Here is a 22,909-nt window from a genome sequence, read left to right on the forward strand (position 1 = left end):
CTTTCGCTGGCCGGCTGGCTCCTGCGTCACTTTGTAGGAGCCGGCGTGCCGGCGAAGCACTTCTCAACGGCTCAGATACATCCGCGTCGTCAGCAGGTACACCGGCAGCCCAGACACCAGAATCAGCAGTGCTGCATAAGGTGCCGCGGCCGCAAACTCCACATTCGCGGTATGGGCCCAGACCTCTGTGGCCAGGGTATTCAGCCCGGTCGGGCTGAGCAGCAAGGTTGCAGTCAGCTCTTTCATCGCATCCAGAAACACCAGGGCGAAGGCCGCGCCCAGTGCTGGAAAGATGATCGGCAACGTTACCCGGCAAAAAGCACTGAATGGCGATGCTCCCAGGGTTCTTGCCGCTTCTTCCAGTTGCGGCGCGGCCTTGTTCAGGGCGGTGCGGATGGGCGCCTGTGCCAGGGGCAGGAACAGCAGGGCATAGGCGATCAGTAACAGCGCCGAGGTTTGATACAGCACCGGCACATAGTGCAGGGCGAAGTACACCAGCGTCAGGGCGATCACCAGGCCGGGCAGGGCATGCAACAGGTAGGGCAGACGCTCGGCCCAGATGGCCAGTCGTCCCTTGTGACGCACCACTAGCAATCCCACAGGAACCGCCAGCGCCAGGCACAGGGCGGCACCGCCCAGGGACAGCGCCAGGGAGGAAAGCAGTGCTTCGCCGATGGCTGTCACCGGGAAAGCGGCCGATGAACCCACGGCCAGCCAGTAGGCAAGCATGCCCAGGGGAACGCCGCTGCCAATCAAGGCCAGTAGCAGACAGTAGATTTGTCCGCCTGCGGACCAGCGTCCCAGGCGTACCTGTTCTGCATGTCGCGCTGCACCTTGGCCGGTGCGTACGTGACGCCCCTTGCCACGAACCCGCAGCTCTAGACCCAGCAGTATCAGGCACAGCACCAGCAGTACCGCCGAGAGCATGGCTGCGTTGGCGTTGCTGAACTCCAGCTCGAATTGCTGATAGATCGCCGTGGTGAAGGTTTGCAGGCCGATGATCGACAGGGCGCCGAATTCCACCAGCATGTGCAGGGCAATCAATAGGGCTCCTGCCAGTAACGATGGCCAGAGCAGGGGCAGGGTGATCTTGAAGAACACGCCCCAGCGATTTTGCCCAAGGGTGCGTGCGGACTCTTCGAGGGAGGGGTCAAGATTGCGTAGGGTGGCTGCCACTGGCAGGAACACTAGGGGGTATTTGGACAGGGTCATCACCAGGATCGCACCGCCCAGTCCTTCGAATCCGGCGCTCAGGGACACCCAGGTGAAGCTGCTGATGAAGGCCGGTACGGCGAAGGGTAGGCACAGCACTACGCCCCAGATCCGTCGTCCTGGCAGATCGCTGCGCTCCAGCAGCCAAGCCAGGGATAGGCCGATCATTGCGCAGGCGATGGTGACTCCCAGCATCAGTAGCAAGGTGTTGCTTAGCAGGCGGAATACATAAGAGCGCCACAGCAGGTGCAGCGCTTCGGCCCATCCGGCTTGCCAGGCCTTGAGCCCGACATACAGCAGAGGCAGCAGGCTCAGGCAAACCAGTAGCAATACCGGTAGCAGCAGCCAGATCGATGGTCGCTTGCGCCTCGGCACGTAAGGCGTGCGCGAGACGGGGGCGCAGAGTGGTGGACTCATCAGTTCAGGCCGACGTCGCGTTCCAGGTCCAGTGCTTCCTCGGCATTTCCGAGGTCGGCCGGGGTTACTTTCGGAGCCTGCAGTTCACTGAATGGCTTGAGGCCGCGATCCGACTCCATGCCTTTATGCAGTGGGTACTCGGCGGTGGTCTGGGTGATCACCCGCTGACCCTCTTCGCTGGCCATATAGGCAAGGAGCTGTTGAGCTTCATTCGGGTGTTTGCTGGACTTGAGCACTGCGGCGCTGGAGACCGTGATCAGGCCGCCAACATCGCCGCCGGTGAAATAGTGCAGCTTCGAGTCCAGTTGACCTTTTTCCCGTTGCAGTGCGAACCAGTAGTAGTTGTTCACCAGGACGGTGGCCACTTCACCGTTTTCCACGGCCTTGAGGGCTACCATGTTATTGCTATAGACCTTGCCGAATGCCCGCAGGCCGGTCAGCCACTCTTCTGCTGCATCCATGCCGTGCAATTTGATGATGGCCACGGCTTGTTCCTGGAAGGCGCCGCTGGTCGGTACGAAACCGACCTTGCCTTGCCATTGTGGCTGGGAGAACTCCATCACCGACTTGGGCAGGTCTTTCTCATTGATCAGTTTCGGGTTGAAAGCCACCACTCGCACTCGAGCGGTGATGCCGATCCAGGTGCCGTTGCTGGCTACGTATTCCTTGGGCAGGACGGCCAGGGTCGCGGCATCGGTCTGGGCAAGCAGGCCTTGTTCGCCCAGTTTGTTCAGGGGCGGCGACTCTTCGGTGTAGATCACATCAGCGGGGGAGCGATCGCCTTCTTCGACGACCTGGCTGGCCAACTGATTGCTGCTGCCCTTGCGCACGTTGACGTGGATGCCGGTCTTGGCTTCGAAGGCCTTGGCAACGGCATCGCCGACTTCCTTGTGCTGGCCGTTATACAGGGTCAGGGAAACTGGATCGGCTGCTTGGGTGAGTGGAGATGCCAGGGTCAATCCCAGCAAAGTGATGGTCAAGCCACGCAGAAGGGATGTTGGAAGGAGGGTATTTCTGAACATCATTCGCAGGTTTCCTCACTGTAGTGCCGCAAAAACTTGTAACAATCATAAACGATATCGTTTCTCATGTGCGCTTTACGGGTACGACGGCGGGGCGATGAGGCGAGGGAATGCCTGGAGGCATAAACGCAAAAACCCGCTTTCGCGGGTTTTTGGGATACTTGAAAGCGATGCTCTCAAGTTTGAATTGGTGCCCAGAAGAAGACTCGAACTTCCACGACCTTGCGGTCACCAGCACCTGAAGCTGGCGTGTCTACCAATTTCACCATCTGGGCAGTATCGACGTCGTCGCCGTGTCGATGGAGCGCACTATACGGACCGTGTTTTGATCTGTAAACCCCTGTTTTGGTTTTATTAAATCAAACACTTAGAATGCAAAAACCCGCTTTCGCGGGTTTTTGTTTGAGTCTTGAAATTGATCTAATCTCAAGCTCTTGAATTGGTGCCCAGAAGAAGACTCGAACTTCCACGACCTTGCGGTCACCAGCACCTGAAGCTGGCGTGTCTACCAATTTCACCATCTGGGCAGTATCGCTGACGTCTCCGTCGTCGATGGCGCGCACTATACGGAGGCTCTTTTAAACTGTAAACCCCCGATTTCAAAAAAGTTTGAAAAAAGTCTCCGGTGGCAGGCGTGAGGATGTTTCTGAGGCGGCGATGAGGATTTTTCCAGCGTTGTCTGAGCCTGAAATTTCCCGTTTCAATACGCGTATGCCAAACTAACCCGCATATAGACAAGGTGAAATTTATCTAATGGCCGATTGGCAGTCCCTCGATCCCGAGGCCGCTCGTGAAGCGGAAAAATACGAAAACCCTATTCCTAGCCGCGAACTCATCCTCCAGCACCTTGCTGATCGGGGTTCGCCTGCTAGTCGCGAGCAGTTGGTAGAAGAGTTCGGTCTGACCACAGAGGACCAACTTGAAGCTTTGCGCCGCCGCCTACGCGCCATGGAGCGCGACGCTCAACTGATCTACACCCGCCGCGGCACTTATGCGCCGGTGGACAAGCTCGACCTGATCCTCGGTCGTATCAGCGGCCACCGCGACGGCTTCGGCTTTCTGGTGCCGGATGATGGCAGCGACGACCTGTTCATGAGCCCGGCGCAAATGCGCCTGGTATTCGATGGTGACCGCGCCCTGGCCAGAGTTTCCGGCCTGGATCGTCGTGGTCGTCGCGAAGGCGTGATCGTCGAAGTGGTATCTCGTGCCCATGAAAGCATCGTGGGGCGTTACTTTGAAGAGGGCGGTATCGGCTTTGTGGTAGCGGATAACCCGAAGATCCAGCAGGAAGTGCTGGTGACACCGGGGCGTAATGCCAATGCCAAGGTCGGTCAGTTCGTTGAAGTGAAGATTACTCACTGGCCGACGCCGCGCTTCCAGCCACAAGGCGACGTAGTTGAAGTGGTAGGCAACTACATGGCGCCGGGCATGGAAATCGACGTTGCCCTGCGCACCTACGATATTCCCCATGTCTGGCCCGAGGCCGTGCTCAAAGAGGCCGCCAAGCTCAAGCCGGAAGTGGAGGAGAAGGACAAAGAGAAACGCATTGATCTGCGCGACCTGCCTTTTGTCACCATCGATGGTGAAGACGCTCGCGACTTCGACGACGCAGTGTTTTGCGAAGCCAAGCCCGGCAAGCTGCGCCTGTTCGGCGGCGGCTGGAAACTGTACGTGGCCATTGCCGACGTCTCCAGCTACGTGAAGATTGGTTCGGCTCTGGATGCTGAAGCCCAGGTGCGTGGCAACTCGGTGTATTTCCCCGAGCGGGTTATCCCGATGCTGCCTGAGCAGCTTTCCAATGGCCTGTGCTCGCTGAACCCGAAAGTTGATCGCCTGGCCATGGTTTGTGAGATGACCATCTCCAAGTCCGGCGAAATGACCGATTACCAGTTCTATGAAGCGGTGATCCACTCCAAGGCGCGACTGACCTACAACAAGGTCAGCACCATGCTCGAGCAGCCGAAAACCACCGAAGCCAAGCAACTGCGCGGTGAGTACGCGGATGTCGTACCGCACCTTAAGCAATTGTATGCGCTGTACAAGGTCCTGCTCGGTGCTCGTCATACCCGTGGCGCCATCGACTTTGAAACCCAGGAAACCCGGATCATCTTCGGTTCCGAGCGCAAGATCGCCGAAATTCGTCCAACCACGCGCAACGATGCTCACAAACTGATTGAGGAATGCATGCTGGCGGCCAACGTGGCCACCGCCGAGTTCCTCAAGAAGCATGAGATTCCGGCCCTGTACCGGGTGCACGACGGTCCGCCGCCGGAGCGTCTGGAGAAGCTGCGTGCCTTCCTTGGCGAGCTGGGCCTGTCCCTGCATAAAGGCAAGGATGGTCCTACGCCGAAGGACTACCAGGCGCTGCTGGAAACCATCAAGGATCGTCCGGATTACCACCTGATCCAGACCGTGATGCTGCGCTCGCTGAGCCAGGCGGTGTACAGCGCTGATAATCAGGGCCACTTCGGCCTGAATTACGAAGCCTATACCCACTTCACTTCGCCGATCCGTCGTTACCCGGACCTGCTGACCCATCGGGCCATTCGCAGTGTCATCCACTCCAAGCAAGACACGCCGCACGTGCGTCGAGCCGGAGCGATGAGTATTCCGAAAGCGCGTATCTATCCGTACGACGAGGCCATCCTCGAGCAGCTCGGTGAGCAGTGCTCGATGAGTGAGCGTCGCGCCGACGAAGCCACTCGTGACGTGGTGAACTGGCTCAAGTGCGAGTTCATGAAGGATCGCGTCGGCGAATCCTTCCCTGGCGTGATCACCGCGGTCACCGGTTTTGGTCTGTTCGTCGAACTCACCGATATCTACGTCGAAGGCCTGGTGCATGTCACTGCGCTGCCAGGTGACTACTACCACTTCGATCCTGTGCATCACCGCTTGGCGGGCGAGCGCACCGGTCGCAGCTTCCGCTTGGGTGACACCGTGGAAGTGCGGGTCATGCGCGTAGATCTGGACGAGCGCAAAATCGATTTCGAGATGGCCGAAAAGACCATTGCTGCACCTATTGGCCGTAAAAAGCGGGGTGCTGCGGACGTGCCGGCGAGCAAGACAGTCGAAGAGCCAGCTCCAGCGAAGGCGGGGCGTCGCAGCTCTGCCAAGGAGAAAGCGGTCGAGGCTTACCGTCCGAGCGATGCGGCGGCAAAAAACGCCGAAGTACGCAAAAGTCGTGAAATGAAACAGGCGCTGCTGGCGGGAGCCAAAGGCGGTGGTAAAGCGGCGTCTGGGGGAAAGTCCGGCAAATCGGCTCCGGCCAGAGACAGCGACCGGCCAGCCAAACCGAGCAAACATCGTAAGGGGCCGCCCAAGGCGGGCTCCGCTTCCGGCGCGAAAAGCGGCGGCGCGCGCAAACCTAAGGCCAAGTCATGAGTCAGTTGGAAAAGATCTACGGCGTGCATGCTGTAGAAGCGTTGCTGCGTCACCATCCCAAGCGGGTCAAGCAGATCTGGTTGGCTGAAGGGCGCAGTGACCCACGGGTTCAGGTGCTGGTTGATCTGGCTGCGCAGAACCGTGTGTCGGTCGGCCAGGCCGAGCGTCGTGAGATGGACGCCTGGGTTGAAGGCGTGCATCAGGGGGTGGTGGCGGAAGTCAGCCCAAGCCAGGTGTGGGGCGAAGCCATGCTCGACGAGCTGCTGGATCGCACCGAGGGCGCGCCACTGTTGCTGGTGTTGGATGGTGTGACCGATCCGCACAACCTTGGCGCCTGCCTGCGTACCGCCGATGCGGCGGGTGCCCTGGCGGTGCTGGTGCCCAAGGACAAGTCGGCCACTCTGACCCCGACCGTACGTAAGGTGGCTTGCGGTGCTGCCGAAGTGATTCCGCTGGTGGCGGTGACCAATCTGGCCCGTACCCTGGAAAAGCTTCAGCAGCGCGGCCTGTGGATCGTCGGTACCGCCGGCGAGGCCGAGCAGGAGTTGTACGATCAGGATCTGACCGGCCCGACCATCATCATCATGGGGGCCGAAGGCAAGGGCATGCGTCGCCTGACTCGCGAGCACTGCGACTATCTGGTGCGCCTGCCAATGGCCGGTAGCGTCAGCAGCCTCAACGTCTCCGTGGCCACGGGCGTCTGCCTGTTCGAAGCCATGCGCCAGCGCGGCGCCAAGGCCAAGGCCGTCGCCAAAAAAGCCTGATCTATCCCGTAGGAGCCGGCTTGCCGGCGAACCATGCCCTGCCGTCCATTGCCGGCTCGTTGGCTCCTGCAGGTGATTGTTCAAATAATCACCAATTGCCTTGCGCCGCTGTTCCCCCTTCTCTACAATTGCGCCCCTTGCCGTGACGGCAGGCGCATATGTGCCTACTAACAGGCAAGACACACCAGTGTCATTCACTCCTTGTCTGACCGCTTATAGGCGGCAGGCTACAACCCGTAAGGAGCATTCATGCGTCATTACGAAATCATCTTTTTGGTCCACCCGGATCAAAGCGAGCAAGTCGGCGGCATGGTTGAGCGTTACACCAAGCTGATCGAAGAAGACGGCGGCAAAATCCACCGTCTGGAAGACTGGGGCCGTCGTCAACTGGCCTATGCAATCAACAATGTTCACAAGGCTCACTACGTGATGCTGAACGTTGAGTGCACCGGTAAAGCCCTGGCTGAGCTGGAAGACAACTTCCGTTACAACGATGCTGTGATCCGTAACCTGGTCATCCGTCGCGAAGAAGCCATCACTGGCCAATCCGAGATGCTCAAGGCTGAAGAAAACCGCAGTGAGCGCCGTGAGCGTCGTGACCGTCCTGAGCATGCTGACAGCGCCGATGGCGATGACAGCGACAACAGCGACGCCAGCGATAACGCTGACGAGTAATCCACGGACCTTTTGAGGAGCCAATTACATGGCACGTTTCTTCCGTCGTCGTAAATTCTGCCGCTTCACCGCTGAAGACGTGAAAGAGATCGATTACAAAGATCTCAACACTCTGAAAGCCTACGTATCCGAGACCGGCAAAATCGTTCCAAGCCGCATCACCGGTACCAAAGCTCGTTATCAGCGTCAGCTGGCCACCGCTATCAAGCGCGCCCGCTTCCTGGCCCTGCTGGCCTACACCGACAGCCACGGCCGCTGAGACCGGGCAGTCGACAAGTAGTAAGGGATTGAATGCATGCGCGCCTTAGCTGAGTTCATCATGCGCGGTCGTATGCAGGCCACTCTGGTAGTGGCTGGCTGTTCGGCATTGCCGTTGTTGTATTGGTTGGGTGCTGCCGCGGGGAGCCTGGTGCTTCTGCGGCGCGGGTTGAAGGATGCCCTTGGTGTCCTCGCTCTGGGTATGCTGCCGGCTTTGTTCTGGTGGCTGGCGTTCGATGACCCGCGAGCATTTCTGGTGCTGGTGGGGTCTTCGAGTCTTGCGTTGGTTTTGCGCGCAGGCGAGTCCTGGAGCCGCGTGCTGCTGGTCAGCATAGCGATGGGATTGGTGTTTGCTGGAGTCCTGGGTGCGGCTTTCCGCCCTCAGATCGAAGCGTTGTCGCAGGAATTGATAAAGATCCTGCCGATGGCCTTGGGTGAGGTCTACCAGCAGTTATCGGTTGAAGAGCGAGCTCGTCTTGCCACGCTGATTGCACCGATCCTGACCGGCCTGATAGCGGCCTTGTTGCAAGCCATCAGCGTGCTGAGCCTGATTCTTGGGCGTTACTGGCAGGCTGTGTTGTATAACCCGGGTGGTTTTGGTCGCGAGTTTCGCGCCATCAGAATCCCTCTTGGGCCAGCGATGTTGCTGCTGGCGTGCATGCTGGTGGGGCCGAACTTCGGACCTCAACTGGCCATGCTTACGCCGATGTGCAGTGTCCCGCTGGCTTTTGCCGGGCTGGCCCTGATTCACGGGCTGGTGGCGCAAGGGCGACTGGCCAGATTCTGGCTGGTGGGGTTGTACGTCACGCTGTTGCCATTCATGCAGCTGATCTATCCGTTGCTAGTGGTCCTGGCCATTGTCGACAGTCTGGTTGATTTTCGCGGTCGTTTGGCGCCGAAAGACGCCGATAACGCGAACGGTGAAGGTTAAAAGTTAAGAGGATTTTCACATGCAACTGATCCTTCTGGAAAAAGTCGCCAACCTGGGCAACCTGGGCGACAAAGTGAACGTTAAGGCTGGTTACGGCCGTAACTACCTGCTGCCTTACGGCAAAGCCACCGCTGCTACCGCTGCCAACCTGGCTGCGTTCGAAGAGCGTCGTGCTGAGCTGGAAAAACTGGCTGCAGACCGTAAAGCTTCGGCTGAAAGCCGCGCTGCCCAACTGGCCGAGCTGGAAGTGACCATCACTGCCACCGCCGGTGACGAAGGCAAGCTGTTCGGTTCGATCGGCACCCACGACATCGCTGATGCACTGACCGCCTCCGGCGTTGAAGTTGCAAAAAGCGAAGTTCGTCTGCCGAACGGCACCATCCGCAACGTAGGTGAATTCGACGTAGCCGTGCACCTGCACGCTGAAGTTGAAGCAACCGTACGCGTTGTCGTGGTGGCTGCTTAAGCAGTACCAAATCGTCTGGCACCTTGTGTGGCTGACGGTTAACATCGGGCACGATCCTGTTTACAGGTCGTGCCCTTTGTCTTTCTGCTGATCCTGATTTTCACCCCCGAATTCCAAGTGGCCATGAACGATATTTCCGCTCCCGAGCAATACGATCTGCAAACCGCTGCCCTGAAGGTGCCGCCGCATTCCATCGAGGCCGAACAGGCCGTGCTCGGTGGTCTGATGCTGGACAACAACGCCTGGGAACGCGTGTTGGATCAAGTGTCCGACGGCGATTTCTATCGGCATGACCACCGTTTGATCTTCCGCGCCATCGCCAAGCTGGCCGATCAGAACATGCCCATCGACGTGGTCACCCTGTCCGAGCAGTTGGACAAGGAAGGCCAGACCTCCCAGGTCGGCGGCCTGGGCTATCTCGGCGAGCTGGCCAAGAACACCCCGTCGGTGGCCAACATCAAGGCCTATGCGCAGATCGTTCGCCAGCGGGCGACCCTGCGCCAACTGATCGGCATCAGTACCGAGATCGCTGACAGCGCCTTCAACCCTGAAGGTCGCACCGCCGAAGAGATCCTCGACGAGGCCGAACGGCAGATCTTCCAGATTGCCGAGGCGCGGCCCAAGACCGGCGGTCCGGTGGGCGTCAACGAGTTGCTGACCAAGGCCATCGACCGCATCGACACCCTATTCAACACCGACAACGCCATCACCGGCCTGTCCACCGGCTACACCGACCTCGACGAGAAGACCAGTGGCCTGCAACCGGCCGACTTGATCATCGTCGCCGGCCGTCCGTCCATGGGTAAGACCACCTTCGCCATGAACCTGGTGGAAAACGCGGTACTGCGCAGCGACAAGGCGGTGCTGGTGTACTCCCTGGAGATGCCAGGCGAATCGCTGATCATGCGTATGCTGTCCTCCCTGGGCCGCATCGACCAGACCAAGGTCCGTTCCGGCCAGCTGGAAGACGACGACTGGCCGCGCCTGACCTCGGCCGTCAACCTGCTCAATGACCGCAAGCTGTTCATCGACGACACCGCGGGTATCAGCCCTTCGGAAATGCGTGCGCGGACCCGTCGCCTGGTGCGTGAGCACGGCGACATCGCGCTGATCATGATCGACTACCTGCAGTTGATGCAGATCCCCGGTTCCAGCGGTGACAACCGGACCAACGAGATTTCCGAGATCTCCCGGTCCCTCAAAGCCCTGGCCAAGGAATTCAACTGCCCGGTGGTGGCCCTGTCCCAGCTCAACCGCTCTCTGGAGCAACGCCCCAACAAGCGCCCGGTGAACTCCGACTTGCGGGAATCCGGAGCGATCGAGCAGGACGCCGACGTGATCATGTTCGTGTACCGGGATGAGGTGTATCACCCCGAGACCGAGCACAAGGGCATTGCCGAGATCATCATCGGCAAGCAGCGGAACGGCCCCATCGGCTTTATCCGCCTGGCGTTCATCGGCAAGTACACCCGCTTCGAGAACCTCGCGCCGGGCAGTTACAACTTCGACGACGACGAATAACCCGACCGTTCGCCGGCAATTCGCTTGCCGGCGCCTAGCTGTAGGTGCCGGCTCGCCGGCGAATCGGGCTGCACCGAATTCCGACCATAATGGTCGGAATTGGTTGTTTTTTGTGCTATATTCCGCGCCCGCGAATTTCCCTGTGAATCAACGCGTCCCTATCCAAGCCAACACCGGTCATCGACATGCAAGCAGCCAAGCCGTTATTTGACTATCCAAAGTACTGGGCCGAATGTTTCGGGCCAGCACCATTCCTGCCCATGAGCAGGGAGGAGATGGATCAGCTCGGCTGGGATTCCTGCGACATCATCATCGTCACCGGTGATGCCTACGTCGATCACCCCTCGTTCGGCATGGCGATCATCGGCCGGCTGCTGGAGTCCCAGGGCTTTCGCGTGGGGATCATCGCCCAGCCCAACTGGCAGTCCAAAGACGACTTCATGAAGCTCGGCGAGCCGAACCTGTTCTTCGGTGTCGCCGCCGGCAACATGGACTCGATGATCAACCGCTACACCGCCGACAAGAAAGTCCGCTCCGACGACGCCTACACCCCGGGCGGCCTGGCGGGCAAGCGTCCGGACCGCGCCAGCCTGGTGTACAGCCAGCGCTGCAAGGAAGCCTACAAGCATGTGCCCATCGTCCTGGGCGGCATCGAGGCTTCCCTGCGCCGTATTGCTCACTACGACTACTGGCAGGATCGGGTGCGCAACTCGATCCTGATCGACGCCAGCGCCGACATCCTGCTGTACGGCAACGCCGAGCGGGCCATCGTTGAAGTGGCCCAGCGCCTGTCCTATGGCCACAAGATCGAAGACATCACCGACGTGCGCGGCACCGCCTTCATCCGCCGCGATACGCCCAAAGACTGGTACGAAGTGGACTCCACCCGTATCGACCGCCCGGGCAAGATCGACAAGATCATCAACCCCTACGTCAATACCCAGGACACCCAGGCCTGCGCCATCGAGCAGGAGAAGGGCCCGGTTGAAGATCCGAGCGAAGCCAAGGTGGTGCAGATCCTTGCCAGCCCGCGGATGACCCGGGACAAGACCGTGATCCGCCTGCCGTCCATGGAGAAGGTGCGCAACGACCCGGTCCTGTACGCCCACGCCAACCGCGTGCTGCACCTGGAAACCAACCCGGGCAACGCCCGCGCCCTGGTGCAGAAACATGGCGAAGTGGACGTGTGGTTCAACCCGCCGCCCATTCCCATGACCACCGAGGAAATGGACTACGTGTTCGGCATGCCTTACCAGCGCGTTCCGCACCCGGCCTATGGCAAGGAAAAGATTCCGGCCTACGACATGATCCGTTTCTCGGTGAACATCATGCGCGGCTGCTTCGGTGGCTGTACCTTCTGCTCCATCACCGAGCACGAAGGGCGGATCATCCAGAACCGTTCCGAAGAGTCGATCATTCGCGAGATCGAAGAAATCCGCGACAAGGTTCCCGGTTTTACCGGAGTGATCTCCGACCTTGGCGGCCCGACCGCGAACATGTACCGCATCGCCTGCAAGAGCCCGGAGATCGAATCCGCGTGCCGCAAGCCGTCCTGCGTGTTCCCCGGCATCTGCCCGAACCTCAACACCGACCATTCGTCGTTGATCCAGCTGTATCGCAGCGCCCGCGCCTTGCCCGGGGTGAAGAAGATCCTCATCGCCTCCGGCCTGCGCTATGACCTGGCGGTGGAATCGCCGGAGTACGTCAAGGAGCTGGTGACCCACCACGTGGGTGGCTACCTGAAGATTGCCCCGGAACACACCGAGGAAGGTCCGCTCAATCAGATGATGAAGCCGGGCATCGGTACCTACGACCGCTTCAAGCGGATGTTCGAGAAGTACTCCAAGGAAGCGGGCAAGGAGCAGTACCTGATTCCGTACTTCATCGCCGCCCACCCGGGGACCACCGACGAAGACATGATGAACCTGGCCCTGTGGCTCAAGGGCAACGGCTTCCGCGCCGACCAGGTGCAGGCGTTCTACCCGTCGCCGATGGCCACCGCCACCGCCATGTACCACTCGGGCAAGAACCCGCTGCGCAAGGTCACCTACAAGAGCGACGGCGTGACCATCGTCAAGAGCGAGGAGCAGCGTCGCCTGCACAAGGCGTTCCTGCGCTACCACGATCCCAAGGGCTGGCCGATGCTGCGCGAGGCCCTGCTGCGCATGGGTCGTGGCGACCTGATCGGCCCGGGCAAGCACCAGCTGATTCCGACCCATCAGCCGGCCACCGACAGCTACCAGAGCGCCCGCCGCAAGAACTCGACACCGGCCGGCAGCCACAAGGTGGCCAAGGAAACCAAGATCCTGACCCAGCACACCGGCCTGCCGCCGCGTGGCAGTGACGGTGGCAATGCCTGGGACAAGCGTGAACAGGCCAAGGCCGCCGCCTTCGCCCGCAACAAGCAGGCCGCCAAGGAGCGTGCCGATGCGGCCAAGGGCAAAGGCAAGAAGCCAACCCGCAAGCCGGTGGTACCGCGCTAGACAACAGAACGCCAGCTCCTCGGAGCTGGCGTTTTTGTTTTGGCTGCCGATCGCGGCGCAAGCCGGTCTTGTTGGCGGTCCGCTGTTAGCGCTGGCGCATTGAGCTGGCGCTGCATTAACAGTGCGAGCGCAGCAGCTTCAGGTCATGCCGTCTGGCACATTTCTGTGCAGTGAGCTGCACAGGGATGCACCGGTTGCGCGGTTTTGGTGCTGTACTGCCCCGAGTCGTTGAACAACCCCCCCGGACTTGGGCCCTGGCACAAGTCTTGCGCGGGTTCATCCACCGCTCAGGCTCGCAGGAGGCACGCCGTGTCGATTCATGTCGCATTGCACCATGTCACGCACTATCGCTACGACCGCGCCGTCGAACTTGGCCCGCAGATCGTCCGCCTGCGCCCGGCTGCCCACAGCCGCACGCGAATCCTCGCCTATGCGCTGAAGGTCCAGCCCGAGCAGCATTTCATCAACTGGCAGCAGGACCCCCAGGGCAATTATCTGGCGCGCCTGGTCTTTGCGGAGAAAACCACCGAGCTGCGGATCGAAGTGGATCTGCTGGCGGAGATGGCGGTGTTCAATCCGTTTGACTTCTTCCTTGAGCCCTACGCGCAGCAGATTCCTTTCGCCTACGCCGCCGATGAGCAGCGCGAGCTGGCGCCCTACCTGGAAACCCTGCCCCTGACGCCCAAGTTCCAGGCCTACCTGGACGGTATCTCGCGTACGCCGTTGCCGGCGGTGGACTTCCTGGTGGCGTTGAATCAGCGACTCAGCGCCGACATCGCCTACCTGATTCGCCTGGAACCGGGGGTGCAGAGCCCGGAGCAGACCCTGGTCAATGCCTCCGGCTCCTGTCGCGATTCGGCCTGGCTGCTGGTGCAGCTGTTGCGCCACCTGGGACTGGCGGCGCGTTTCGTCTCCGGCTACCTGATCCAGCTCACGGCCGACGTCAAATCCCTGGATGGTCCTTCGGGCACCGAGGTGGACTTCACTGACCTGCATGCCTGGTGCGAGGTCTACTTGCCCGGAGCCGGCTGGATCGGCCTGGACGCGACCTCAGGGCTGTTTGCCGGAGAAGGTCACATTCCCCTGGCCTGCAGCCCCGATCCCTCTTCAGCGGCGCCCATCACGGGTCTTGTGGAGCCTTGCGAGTGTCAGTTCAGCCATGAAATGAGTGTGGAGCGGATCTGGGAAGCGCCCCGGGTCACCAAGCCTTACACCGACGAGCAGTGGCTGGCCATCCAGGCCCTGGGCCGGCAGATCGATGTGGACCTGTTGCAGAACGATGTGCGCCTGACCATGGGCGGCGAACCGACCTTCGTGGCCATCGACGATCCCGACGGCGCCGAGTGGAACACCGCCGCCCTGGGCGCGAACAAGCGGCGTTTGGCCGCTGAGCTGTTCCAGCGCCTGCGCCAGCGCTACGGGCCTCAGGGGCTGGTGCACTTCGGCCAGGGCAAGTGGTACCCGGGGGAGCAATTGCCGCGCTGGTCGCTGAACTGCTATTGGCGAGTTGACGGTGTGCCGATCTGGCACAACAGCGCCTTGATTGCCGATGAGCACGAGGACTATGGCGCTGACGCATCATTGGCCGGGCGCTTTCTCGCCAGTGTCGCCGAGCGCCTGAAGCTGCCCGGGCGCTTTGTGTTTCCCGCCTACGAAGACCACTTCTATTACCTGTGGCGCGAGGGCCGCCTGCCCCTCAATGTCAGTGCCGAGGACTCGCGGCTGGAGGATGCCCTGGAGCGCCAGCGGTTGCGCAAGGTGTTCAGCCAGGGCCTGGATAAAGTCATTGGCCAGGTGCTGCCCCTGGCGCGCAGCGCCAAGGGTGATCAATGGCAGAGCGGCCGCTGGTATTTGCGAGACAGTCATTGCCGATTGGTGCCAGGGGATTCCCCCCTGGGCTATCGCCTGCCCCTGGCGTCCCAACCCTGGGTGACAGCGGCGGAGTACCCCTTCATTCACCCCAACGATCCGAACCAGGACTTCCCTGAGCTGCCGGACCGGGCGCAGCTCGCAGAAGTCCCTGAGTCGGCGGTTGCGGATGAACGCGTGCCACAGATCGATCAGTCCGCGGATTGGCTGACCCGTACCGCGCTCTGCGCCGAGGCGCGAGAAGGGCGGCTGTACCTGTTCATGCCGCCCCTGGAGCGACTCGAGGATTACCTGCAACTGGTCAGCGTGATCGAAGCCACTGCGGCAGAGCTGCATTGCCCGGTGCTGCTGGAAGGCTACGAGCCGCCCGCCGACCCGCGCTTGAGCAACTTCCGGGTGACGCCGGACCCGGGCGTGATCGAGGTCAACGTGCAGCCTTCGGTCAGTTGGGACGAGCTGGTGGAACGCACCGAGTTCCTGTACGAGCAGGCCCGGCAGACCCGCCTGACCAGTGAGAAATTCATGATCGATGGACGCCACACCGGTACTGGCGGCGGAAACCATTTCGTCCTCGGTGGCGCGACGCCGGCGGATTCGCCGTTCCTGCGCCGCCCCGACCTGCTGCGTAGCCTGATCAGCTATTGGCACAATCATCCGTCGTTGTCCTACCTGTTTTCCGGGTTGTTCATCGGCCCCACCTCCCAGGCACCCAGGGTCGATGAGGCGCGCAACGACTCGCTTTATGAACTGGAAATTGCCTTTGCACAGATGCCCGCGCCGGGCGAGGAGTGCCCGCCGTGGCGGGTGGATCGCCTGCTGCGCAACCTGCTGATCGATGTCACCGGCAATACCCATCGCGCCGAGTTCTGCATCGACAAGCTCTATGCGCCGGACGGCGCCACCGGGCGTCTCGGCCTGCTGGAACTGCGGGCCTTTGAAATGCCGCCCCATGGGCGCATGAGCCTGGTCCAGCAGTTGCTGCTGCGGGCGCTGGTGGCGCGGTTCTGGCGCGAACCTTATGCCCCGGCCAAGCTGGCGCGTTGGGGCACCGAGCTGCACGATCGTTTCCTGCTGCCGCATTTCATCGAGCAGGATTTTGCCGATGTGCTGGTGGAGCTCAATGCCGCCGGATATCCGCTGCGGGCCGAGTGGTTTGCCGCGCACCTGGAGTTTCGCTTTCCCAAGGTCGGCGATTACGCGGTCAGCGGTATCGAGCTGGAGTTGCGTCAGGCCCTGGAGCCCTGGCATGTGCTGGGGGAAGAGGGCGGGGCCGGGGGCACGGTGCGCTATGTCGACTCCTCTGTGGAGCGTCTGCAGGTCAAGGTCAGTGGGCTGACGCCGCAGCGCCATGTGCTGACCTGCAACGGTGTGGCGGTCCCCTTGCAGCCCACTGGGCGGGTAGGGGAGTTTGTCGCCGGGGTGCGCTATCGCGCCTGGCAGCCGGCCAACTGCCTGCAACCCGGCATCCCGGTACACGCACCGCTGGTGTTCGATCTGCTGGACAGCTGGATGCAGCGCTCCCTGGGGGGCTGCCAATACCATGTGGCCCATCCTGGGGGACGCAACTACGACAGTCTGCCGGTCAATGCCAATGAAGCGGAAAGCCGGCGCATGGCGCGTTTCTTTCGCCTCGGACACAGCCCCGGGAGCCTCGCGGTGCCGCCTTTGATCATCAATGACGAGCTGCCCATGACCCTGGATTTGCGACGCTTCTAATCCACCTGCGACGCCCGCGATCTAGCCATATCCGGGCGTCGGGGCTGTGGGTTAATCTGACTTTCCCTGCCGTCTGCCGAGTGTTCCATGCCTGACTTGCTAGACCGTTACCCGCTGACGGCGGGTACCTACCACGAGCTGCTGGATGACCAGGGTGCGGTCCGGGCGCACTGGCAGCGCCTGCTTGAACAACTGCAACGCAGCAGCCCCGCACAACTGGCCCAGCGCCAGGCGCTGCTGACCCGGCAGATCCACGAGAACGGTGTCACCTACAACGTCTATGCCGACCCCAAGGGCGCGGACCGGCCCTGGGAGCTGGATTTGCTGCCCCATGTGATCCCGGTGGAGGAGTGGCAACTGTTGTCCGCCGGGATCGCCCAGCGGGCGCGCCTGCTCAATGCCGTACTGGCGGACCTGTACGGCCCGCAGCGACTGATCAGCGAAGGGCTGTTGCCTGCTGAACTGGTGTTCGGGCACAACAACTTTCTCTGGCCATGCCAGGGCATCCAGCCGCCCGAGCAGACCTTTCTGCACCTCTATGCAGTGGACCTGGCGCGCACCCCCGATGGTCGCTGGTGGGTCACTGCCGATCGTACCCAGGCGCCGTCCGGGGCCGGCTATGCCCTGGAAAATCGCATGATCGTGTCCCGGGCCTTTCCGGATCTGTACCGCGACCTGCACGTGCAGCATCTGGCCGGCTTCTTCCGTGCCCTGCAGGAAACCCTGGCCCGGCAGGCGCCCCGGGATGCCGAAGCGCCGCTGATCGTGCTGCTGACTCCGGGGCGTTTCAACGAGAGTTACTTCGAGCATCTGTACCTGGCGCGTCAGCTGGGTTACCCGCTGGTGGAGGGCGGCGACCTGACGGTGCGCGATGCCACGGTCTATCTCAAGACCCTCAGCGGCCTGCGTCGGGTGCACGCCATCATGCGTCGCCTGGATGATGATTTCTGTGATCCTCTGGAGCTGCGCACCGATTCCGCTCTGGGGGTGCCCGGCCTGCTGGATGCGGTGCGTCAGGGCCGGGTGCTGGTGGCCAATGCCCTGGGCAGCGGGGTGCTGGAGTCTCCAGGGCTGCTGGGCTTCTTGCCGAAAATCAGCCAGTTCCTGTTGGGGGAGCCATTGCTCCTGCCTTCCATCGCCACCTGGTGGTGTGGCGAGGCGCCCGTGCTGCAACAGGCCCTGGAGAAACTCCCAGAGCTGCTGATCAAGCCGGCGTTTCCATCCCAGAGTTTCACCCCGGTGCTGGGGCGCGACCTGAGTCCCGAACAGCGCGCCAGCCTCGCCGAGCGTATGCGTGCGCGACCCTATGCCTATGTGGCCCAGGAGTTGCCGCAACTGTCCCAGGCGCCGGTCTGGCAGGCCGAGGACGGTCGCTTGCAGCCACGGGCCATCGGCATGCGGGTGTACGCGGTGGCCAGCGACGACGGCTATCGGGTGCTGCCCGGCGGCCTGACCCGGGTCGCCGCCGATGCCGACGCCGAAGTGGTGTCGATGCAGCGCGGTGGCGCCAGCAAGGACACTTGGGTGCTGGGGGAGCGCGCGCCCAGTGGCGAGCAATGGAAAGCCCAGCGCACCATTGGTGTCTATGACCTGGTCCGTCGTGATCCTTACTTGCCGTCGCGGGTGGTGGAGAACCTGTTCTGGTTCGGTCGTTATTGTGAGCGCTGTGACGACAGCGCACGGCTGTTGCGGATCATGCTGGCCCGTTACGTCGATGGCGACGATCCGCGAGCCTTGCTGGCCGCGGTCGACCTGGGGGAAAGCCTGATGCTGCTGCCGGATGAGGGCGAGTTGCCCGAGCGTCTGCTGGCGGCCCTGTTGGGGGAGGACTGGTCGTTCAGCCTGCGCTCCAACTTGCAGCGCCTGCAGTGGGCCGCCTCCCAGGTGCGCGGCAAGCTGTCCCGGGAAAACTGGCAGGCCCTGGTGGAGTTGCAGCGCGAAGCCCAGGAGCTGGACACCGCAGAGCCGGACTTCGGCGAGCTGCTGGATTTTCTCAACCGTCTGGTGATGTCCCTGGCGGCGCTCTCGGGATTCGCCCTGGACGATATGACCCGCGACGAAGGATGGCGCTTCCTGATGATTGGCCGGCGCATCGAGCGCCTGCAATTTCTCAGCAGCAGCCTGGCCGCCTTCCTGCGGGGCACTGCGGTGTTCGATCAGGCGGGCCTGGAGTGGCTGCTGGAGCTGGGCAACAGCAGCATCACCTATCGCTCCCGCTACCTGGCGGTGGCGCAGTTGATCCCGGTCCTCGACCTGTTGCTGCTGGATGAGCAGAACCCTCATGCGGTGCTGTTCCAGCTCAAGCTGGTGACCCGAACCCTCAAGCGCCTCAACGATGACTTCGGCGTGCCCCGTGAGGTGGCGTTGCCGAGGCTGGTGGAGCGCCTGGCCCATGTCGACCTGGGCTGCCTGGAGAACTCCCTGTTTGGTGAGGCCAGCGTGAGAGCCGCCGTGGCGGGGCTGGCGGACCTGTTGCAAGAGATCGCCGAGGTCAGCGGCCAGGTGTCCGATCGCCTGGCCTTGCGGCATTTCGCCCACGTGGATGATGTCAGCCAGCAAACGGTGTCGGTGTAATGAGCGCGCGCTACCAGATTTTCCATGACACCCATTATCGCTACGACAGCCCGGTGTCCCTGGCCCAGCAGTTGGCGCACCTGTGGCCCCGGGTTTGCGCCTGGCAACAGTGCAGCGAGCGGCAGTTGCTGATCAGTCCCGAGCCCACCTCCCGCCGTGACGAGCAGGATGTGTTTGGTAACCCTTTGACCCGTCTGGCCTTCGAGCGGCCCCATGATGAATTGCAGGTCAACGCCCAGCTTAGCGTCGAGGTGCTGGATCGGCCGCGTTTGGACTTTGCCGCGTCCATGGCGTGGGATGTCGCCCGGGGAGCCCTGACCTACAGCGGTCGGCCGTTGCCGGTGGCGTTGCTGGAGGCCAGCCGCTATCGCTTCGAATCACCTTATGTGCATCTCAAGCAGCGTTTCGTCGAGTTTTCCGCAAGCTGCTTTGCTCCGGGACGGCCACTGTTGCAGGGCGTCCAGGCCTTGATGGAGAAGATCTTCAGCGAGTTCACCTTCGATGCCGAAGCGACCCAAGTGGCGACACCTTTGGTGGAAGTCCTGGAGCGTCGACGGGGCGTGTGCCAGGACTTTGCCCACCTGATGCTGGCGTGCCTGCGTTCGCGAGGGTTGGCGGCGCGCTACATCAGCGGCTACCTGCTGACCCAGCCACCGCCGGGGCAGCCGCGGCTGATCGGTGCCGACGCTTCCCATGCCTGGGTATCGGTGTTTTGCCCGGTGCTGGGCTGGGTGGATTTCGATCCGACCAACAACGTGCAGCCGGCACTGGAACACATCACCCTGGCCTGGGGCCGTGATTTTTCCGATGTGTCGCCGTTGCGTGGAGTGATTCTTGGCGGGGGCAGCCATGACCCGGAGGTCCGGGTCACCGTCATGCCTCTGGAATAAAGCAGGAGCCGGCTTGCCGGCGAAGAGGCCGGCGGATGCTGCGTGGGGCTTGGGGGAGCCTTCGCTGGCTAGCCGGCTTCTACTGTGCCAGGTCGGGTGTTTCAGGCCTGGGGGGCTTGAGGCTCGGCGTCGTCGACGCTCACTTCACCTTCAGTATCCGGGGTCAGTGTGCTGGCTTCTTCTGCAGCAGCTTTCTTGCGTTGCAGCTTTTCCTCTTTCTTCTGTTCCTTGGCCAAGTCTCGTTGACGTTTGGCGAAGGAGTAGTTGGGTTTAGCCATGGGCGATCCTCTGGGGTCGAAGGTGAGGTTGAGCGGCGCGTATTCTGCCTGTTATCGGGTGCTGACGGTTAACTGGGTTTGCTCTCGGACCACTTGTCCGCTACCGAAGGCTTCCAGGCGTCCAGGGCATCCAGCAGGCTGGCTGGCGATTCGCTCATTTGCAGCATGTCACGGTGCGGGGCCCGGACGAAGCCTTCGCCGACGATATGGTCGAGAAATCCACTGAGTTTTTCGTAGAAGCCGTTCACTTCCAGCAGGCCCAGAGGCTTGTGGTGATAGCCCAGTTGGCCCCAGGTCCAGACTTCGAACAATTCTTCCAGGGTGCCCAGGCCCCCGGGCAGGGCAATGAAGGCATCGCTGAGTTCAGCCATGCGCGCCTTGCGCGCGTGCATGCCGTCCACCACTTCCAGGCGGGTCAGGCCGTTGTGGCCGATTTCCTTGTCTTTCAGGCTTTGCGGGATGATCCCGATGACTTCACCGCCGGCTGCCAGGGCTGCGTCGGCCACTATGCCCATCAGGCCCACCGCGCCGCCGCCATAGACCAGGGTCAGCTTGCGCTCGGCCAGGGCGCGGCCCAGGGCCTGGGCTGCTTCACGATAGAGGGGATGGCTGCCGGTACTGGCGCCACAAAATACACAGACAGAAGTTAACGACATGCCTTACTCCGAGGTCATTGATGGCCTCAGAGTAAAGGCTGAAAGATCTGGCTCCAAGCATTAAACCTCGCGTTGCGGGGTTTCATGGGTACCGCTGGCACCGCAGGCGTAGGCGGCGAGCAAGCTGCGAAACAGGCTGTTGAGAGGCATGACCAAGGCTCCGAAAAGATGTTGATGGGCTGATCTTAGAGGGCGGTTTCGCAGGGGGCTGTTTGATTGTCTTGATCGGCCCGATAGCAGAGAGTTGTATACAGTTTTTTGATGCAAATCATAGGAACTTGGCAGAAATTCAGGCAGTCTTCGGTCCCATGGATTCAGATGGATTTTGTTAACCCTGCCTTGGAGATTCACCATGTTTGCCAAACTCGTTGCGGTATCCCTGTTGACACTGGCCAGCAGCCAACTGATGGCTGCCGAATGCAAGGTCGATGTCGACTCTACCGACCAGATGTCCTTCAACACTAAGGAAATCACCATCGACAAGAGCTGCAAGACCTTCACCGTGAACCTGACTCACTCCGGCAGCCTGCCGAAGAACGTCATGGGTCATAACTGGGTCCTGAGCAAAACCGCAGACATGGCTGGCATCGCCGCCGACGGCATGGCCGCTGGCATCGACAAGAGCTACCTGAAAGAAGGCGACACCCGCGTCATCGCCCACACCAAGATCATCGGTGCTGGCGAGAAAGACTCGGTGACCTTCGACGTATCGAAGCTGACTGCTGGCGAAAGCTACCAGTTCTTCTGCTCGTTCCCAGGCCACAACTCGATGATGAAAGGCGCTGTGATCCTGAAGTAAGCATCAGGTCCGGCTGCAACAAGAAAGCGCCCCGCGGGGCGCTTTTTTTGTGCCTGACGTTTCACCCTCTGGTCGGAGCGGGCCTGTCCGCGAACAGGCCCTTGAACCTGGTGCAGCATCACGCGGCCCTTTCGCCGGCAAGCCGGCTCCTACAGAACGTGGTGGGTCACGGGGCGAAGGGCATGACGCGTTTGTGATGGGTCTTGCGGTAGGTGTCGCAGATGATCTTGAAGGCTTCCTCGCGCACCGGCTGGCCATGCAGGAAGGCGTCGATCTCGGTGTAGGTGACGCCATGTGAGGCTTCATCCGGCTTGCCCGGGGACAGGTCCTCGAGGTCGGCGGTGGGCACCTTCTCTACCAGGGATTCCGGAGCGCCGAAGTAGCGGGCAATCGAGCGCACCTGATTCTTCACCAGGCCGCTCAGTGGCGCCAGGTCGCAGGCGCCATCACCGAACTTGGTGAAGAAACCCATCACCGCTTCGGCGGCGTGGTCGGTGCCGATCACCAGGCCCTGGGCGGCGCCGGCGATGGTGTACTGGGCCACCATGCGCATCCGCGCCTTGGTGTTGCCGAGGACAAAGTCCCGGGACACCGCGTGCTGCCCCTCAAAGGCCGCGACTTCATTGGCCAGGGCCTTGACCGCCGGGCCGATGTTCACGGTGTGGCGTTCGTCGGGGTTGATGAAGTCCACCGAAGCCTGGGCGTCGTGTTCGTCGAACTGGGTCTCGTAGGGCAGGCGCACGGCGATGAAGCGGTAGCTGTCGTCACCGCTGCGCTCGCGCAGCTCACGCATGGCGCGTTGGGCCAGCAGGCCGGCGGTCAGCGAGTCGACACCGCCGCTGATACCCAGGACCAGGGACTTGAGACCGGAATTGACCAGGCAGTCCTGGATGAAACGGACGCGCCGGGCGATTTCCGCCTCCAGGGCCGCTTGGTCGGGAAAAGGTGCTTGGACCTTCAGCTGCTGCGCAATCTCACGCTGTGCGGCTTGCATGAT

At 61.6% G+C, this 22,909-nt stretch carries 17 protein-coding genes and 2 tRNA genes; 12 read left to right on the forward strand and 7 right to left on the reverse strand.

Annotation, left to right across the window (positions count from 1 at the left end):
- Positions 1–63: 63 nt before the first annotated feature.
- From J5M73_RS14745 to J5M73_RS14760, 4 genes are all read right to left on the reverse strand, one after another.
- Complete coding sequence (locus J5M73_RS14745) at positions 64–1,629, reverse strand: iron ABC transporter permease (RefSeq protein ID WP_207815836.1); 1,566 nt, start codon at positions 1,627–1,629, stop codon at positions 64–66.
- The gene (locus tag J5M73_RS14750) at positions 1,629–2,654 is read right to left on the reverse strand and encodes an extracellular solute-binding protein (protein ID WP_102862916.1); all 1,026 of its coding nucleotides are present in this window, start codon (positions 2,652–2,654) and stop codon (positions 1,629–1,631) included. Before J5M73_RS14750 ends, J5M73_RS14745 begins: the two co-directional genes overlap by 1 nt.
- A gap of 185 nt (positions 2,655–2,839) precedes the next feature.
- A tRNA-Leu gene (locus J5M73_RS14755) sits at positions 2,840–2,926 on the reverse strand.
- Positions 2,927–3,091: 165 nt separating this feature from the next.
- Positions 3,092–3,178 (reverse strand) — tRNA-Leu (locus J5M73_RS14760).
- Between the two features lie 226 nt (positions 3,179–3,404).
- On the opposite strand from J5M73_RS14760, the gene rnr reads away from it, so the two are divergent.
- The 11 genes from rnr to J5M73_RS14815 all read left to right on the forward strand — a co-directional run bounded on the left by rnr (position 3,405) and on the right by J5M73_RS14815 (position 20,179).
- Entirely contained in the window at positions 3,405–6,032 is a 2,628-nt protein-coding gene (gene rnr / locus J5M73_RS14765; RefSeq protein WP_102862917.1) for a ribonuclease R, read from the forward strand.
- Complete coding sequence (rlmB, locus tag J5M73_RS14770; RefSeq protein WP_016964328.1) at positions 6,029–6,796, forward strand: 23S rRNA (guanosine(2251)-2'-O)-methyltransferase RlmB; 768 nt, start codon at positions 6,029–6,031, stop codon at positions 6,794–6,796. Before rnr ends, rlmB begins: the two co-directional genes overlap by 4 nt.
- A gap of 249 nt (positions 6,797–7,045) precedes the next feature.
- Positions 7,046–7,471, forward strand: coding sequence for a 30S ribosomal protein S6 (rpsF, locus tag J5M73_RS14775; protein WP_011058949.1), 426 nt, complete (start codon positions 7,046–7,048; stop codon positions 7,469–7,471).
- Positions 7,472–7,499: 28 nt separating this feature from the next.
- Positions 7,500–7,730, forward strand: a complete 231-nt coding sequence (rpsR, locus tag J5M73_RS14780) for a 30S ribosomal protein S18 (protein WP_002551829.1) — start codon at positions 7,500–7,502, stop codon at positions 7,728–7,730.
- A 36-nt stretch (positions 7,731–7,766) separates the two neighbouring features.
- Positions 7,767–8,660 (forward strand): hypothetical protein, encoded by an 894-nt coding sequence (locus J5M73_RS14785; RefSeq protein ID WP_102862918.1) that lies wholly within the window; start codon positions 7,767–7,769, stop codon positions 8,658–8,660.
- Between the two features lie 19 nt (positions 8,661–8,679).
- Positions 8,680–9,126: a 50S ribosomal protein L9 gene (gene rplI, locus J5M73_RS14790; RefSeq protein WP_020299422.1), complete on the forward strand. Its 447-nt coding sequence runs from the start codon at positions 8,680–8,682 to the stop codon at positions 9,124–9,126.
- Between the two features lie 123 nt (positions 9,127–9,249).
- Positions 9,250–10,647, forward strand: coding sequence for a replicative DNA helicase (gene dnaB / locus J5M73_RS14795; protein WP_007921486.1), 1,398 nt, complete (start codon positions 9,250–9,252; stop codon positions 10,645–10,647).
- 185 nt (positions 10,648–10,832) lie between these two features.
- Positions 10,833–13,130, forward strand: coding sequence for a YgiQ family radical SAM protein (locus J5M73_RS14800; RefSeq protein ID WP_102862919.1), 2,298 nt, complete (start codon positions 10,833–10,835; stop codon positions 13,128–13,130).
- A gap of 309 nt (positions 13,131–13,439) precedes the next feature.
- Positions 13,440–16,715 (forward strand): transglutaminase family protein, encoded by a 3,276-nt coding sequence (locus J5M73_RS14805; protein ID WP_102862920.1) that lies wholly within the window; start codon positions 13,440–13,442, stop codon positions 16,713–16,715.
- Between the two features lie 87 nt (positions 16,716–16,802).
- The gene (locus J5M73_RS14810; RefSeq protein WP_102862921.1) at positions 16,803–19,289 is read left to right on the forward strand and encodes a circularly permuted type 2 ATP-grasp protein; all 2,487 of its coding nucleotides are present in this window, start codon (positions 16,803–16,805) and stop codon (positions 19,287–19,289) included.
- A complete protein-coding gene (locus J5M73_RS14815; protein WP_102862922.1) occupies positions 19,289–20,179 on the forward strand; it encodes a transglutaminase family protein in 891 nt (296 codons plus the stop codon). Before J5M73_RS14810 ends, J5M73_RS14815 begins: the two co-directional genes overlap by 1 nt.
- 101 nt (positions 20,180–20,280) lie before the next feature.
- On the opposite strand, the gene J5M73_RS14820 is transcribed toward J5M73_RS14815, so the two are convergent.
- Positions 20,281–20,457 carry a hypothetical protein gene (locus J5M73_RS14820; RefSeq protein WP_162884106.1) on the reverse strand — a complete coding sequence of 59 codons (177 nt, stop codon included), beginning with the start codon at positions 20,455–20,457 and terminating at the stop codon, positions 20,281–20,283.
- A 68-nt stretch (positions 20,458–20,525) separates the two neighbouring features.
- Positions 20,526–21,113 (reverse strand): TIGR00730 family Rossman fold protein, encoded by a 588-nt coding sequence (locus J5M73_RS14825; protein WP_102862923.1) that lies wholly within the window; start codon positions 21,111–21,113, stop codon positions 20,526–20,528.
- Between the two features lie 352 nt (positions 21,114–21,465).
- Between J5M73_RS14825 and azu the strand changes: the two genes are divergently transcribed.
- The gene (gene azu / locus J5M73_RS14830; RefSeq protein ID WP_102862924.1) at positions 21,466–21,912 is read left to right on the forward strand and encodes an azurin; all 447 of its coding nucleotides are present in this window, start codon (positions 21,466–21,468) and stop codon (positions 21,910–21,912) included.
- Positions 21,913–22,078: 166 nt separating this feature from the next.
- On the opposite strand, the gene nadE is transcribed toward azu, so the two are convergent.
- Entirely contained in the window at positions 22,079–22,906 is an 828-nt protein-coding gene (gene nadE / locus J5M73_RS14835) for an ammonia-dependent NAD(+) synthetase (RefSeq protein ID WP_102862925.1), read from the reverse strand.
- Positions 22,907–22,909: the final 3 nt, after the last annotated feature.

The sequence above is a fragment of the Pseudomonas sp. 50_B genome (assembly GCF_017491625.1).
Lineage (GTDB): Bacteria > Pseudomonadota > Gammaproteobacteria > Pseudomonadales > Pseudomonadaceae > Aquipseudomonas > Aquipseudomonas danubii.

Coding starts and splice junctions, on each gene's coding strand:
- J5M73_RS14745 (WP_207815836.1), bottom strand. CDS start 1,629: ATGAGTCCACCACTCTGCGCCCCCGTCTCGCGCACGCCTTACGTGCCG.
- J5M73_RS14750 (WP_102862916.1), bottom strand. CDS start 2,654: ATGATGTTCAGAAATACCCTCCTTCCAACATCCCTTCTGCGTGGCTTG.
- rnr (WP_102862917.1), top strand. CDS start 3,405: ATGGCCGATTGGCAGTCCCTCGATCCCGAGGCCGCTCGTGAAGCGGAA.
- rlmB (WP_016964328.1), top strand. CDS start 6,029: ATGAGTCAGTTGGAAAAGATCTACGGCGTGCATGCTGTAGAAGCGTTG.
- rpsF (WP_011058949.1), top strand. CDS start 7,046: ATGCGTCATTACGAAATCATCTTTTTGGTCCACCCGGATCAAAGCGAG.
- rpsR (WP_002551829.1), top strand. CDS start 7,500: ATGGCACGTTTCTTCCGTCGTCGTAAATTCTGCCGCTTCACCGCTGAA.
- J5M73_RS14785 (WP_102862918.1), top strand. CDS start 7,767: ATGCGCGCCTTAGCTGAGTTCATCATGCGCGGTCGTATGCAGGCCACT.
- rplI (WP_020299422.1), top strand. CDS start 8,680: ATGCAACTGATCCTTCTGGAAAAAGTCGCCAACCTGGGCAACCTGGGC.
- dnaB (WP_007921486.1), top strand. CDS start 9,250: ATGAACGATATTTCCGCTCCCGAGCAATACGATCTGCAAACCGCTGCC.
- J5M73_RS14800 (WP_102862919.1), top strand. CDS start 10,833: ATGCAAGCAGCCAAGCCGTTATTTGACTATCCAAAGTACTGGGCCGAA.
- J5M73_RS14810 (WP_102862921.1), top strand. CDS start 16,803: ATGCCTGACTTGCTAGACCGTTACCCGCTGACGGCGGGTACCTACCAC.
- J5M73_RS14815 (WP_102862922.1), top strand. CDS start 19,289: ATGAGCGCGCGCTACCAGATTTTCCATGACACCCATTATCGCTACGAC.
- J5M73_RS14820 (WP_162884106.1), bottom strand. CDS start 20,457: ATGGCTAAACCCAACTACTCCTTCGCCAAACGTCAACGAGACTTGGCC.
- J5M73_RS14825 (WP_102862923.1), bottom strand. CDS start 21,113: ATGTCGTTAACTTCTGTCTGTGTATTTTGTGGCGCCAGTACCGGCAGC.
- azu (WP_102862924.1), top strand. CDS start 21,466: ATGTTTGCCAAACTCGTTGCGGTATCCCTGTTGACACTGGCCAGCAGC.
- nadE (WP_102862925.1), bottom strand. CDS start 22,906: ATGCAAGCCGCACAGCGTGAGATTGCGCAGCAGCTGAAGGTCCAAGCA.